Raw genomic sequence first — 1,408 nt, 5'->3', positions numbered from 1 at the left:
GACGCCGGGATCGTCACACCCTTCCCGATCCAGGCGATGACCCTGCCGGTCGCCCTCGGCGGCCACGACATCATCGGCCAGGCCAAGACCGGCACGGGCAAGACGCTCGGCTTCGGTGTCCCGATCCTCAACCGGGTCGTCACCCCGGGCGACGCCGGCTTCGCCGAGCTCGCCAAGCCGGGCGCGCCGCAGGCCCTGGCCATCGTCCCGACCCGCGAGCTGGCGGTCCAGGTCGCCGGCGACCTCGCCCGCGCCGGCAAGCGCCGTGGCGTCCGGGTCCTTAGCGTGTACGGCGGGCGCGCCTACGAGCCGCAGGTCGAGGCGCTGCGTGCCGGCGTCGAGGTCGTCGTCGGCACGCCGGGCCGGCTCATCGACCTGTCGAAGCAGGGCCACCTCGACCTGTCTCAGGCGCGCATCGTCGTGCTCGACGAGGCCGACGAGATGCTCGACCTCGGCTTCCTGCCGGACGTCGAGACCCTCATGTCGCTCACCCCGGTGAAGCGCCAGACCATGCTCTTCTCCGCGACGATGCCCGGCGCGATCGTCGCCCTCGCGCGGCGCTACATGGTCCAGCCGACCCACATCCGCGCCATGGGCGACGACCCGGACCACGCACAGACGGTCAAGGCGATCGAGCAGTTCGTCTATCGCGCACACGCCATGGACAAGGTCGAGATGATCTCGCGGATCCTGCAGGCCGAGGGGCGGGGCCTGACGATCATCTTCACGCGGACCAAGCGGACCGCGGCCAAGGTCGCCGACGAGCTGACCGAGCGCGGCTTCGCCGCTGCCCCGCTGCACGGTGACCTCGGGCAGGGCGCCCGCGAGCAGGCGCTGCGCGCCTTCCGCAACGGCAAGGTCGACGTCCTCGTCGCGACCGACGTCGCCGCGCGCGGCATCGACGTCGAGCACGTCACCCATGTCATCAACTTCCAGTGCCCCGAGGACGAGAAGACCTACGTCCACCGGGTCGGACGCACCGGCCGGGCGGGCAACACGGGTGTCGCCGTGACCTTCGTCGACTGGGACGACCTGCACCGCTGGGCCCTCATCAACAAGGCGCTCGACCTCGGCATCCCCGAGCCGGAGGAGACCTACTCCTCGTCCGAGCACCTCTTCACCGAGCTGCACATCCCCGTCGACGCGAAGGGCTACCTCCGCAAGTCGGAGCAGACCCGGGCCGGCCTCGACGCCGAGGAGATCGAGGACCTCGGCGAGACCGGCAAGCGGCAGGGCAAGGGCGGTCGGCGCGGCACCGGTCCCGACCACCAGCGCGGCCATTCCCGGCCCCGGACGGACGATGAGGCACCCAGGCGCAAGAGCCGCAACCGTCGCCGCACCCGCGGTGGCGGCGCGGCGATCGCCGGTGCCGGCGAGGACGGCGGCTCCGACACGGCGCCCGCGCAGG

General features: G+C 72.2%; 1 protein-coding gene. It reads left to right on the top strand.

Translation table 11 applies throughout. The annotated features are described in order from the left end of the window. The coding region (locus tag N864_RS22245) for a DEAD/DEAH box helicase (protein WP_051518939.1) at positions 1-1,408 on the top strand (1,408 nt) is incomplete at both ends.

This window comes from Intrasporangium chromatireducens Q5-1 (assembly GCF_000576575.1).
Lineage (GTDB): Bacteria > Actinomycetota > Actinomycetes > Actinomycetales > Dermatophilaceae > Intrasporangium_A > Intrasporangium_A chromatireducens.
This window is presented reverse-complemented; position numbering and strand designations above follow the sequence as displayed.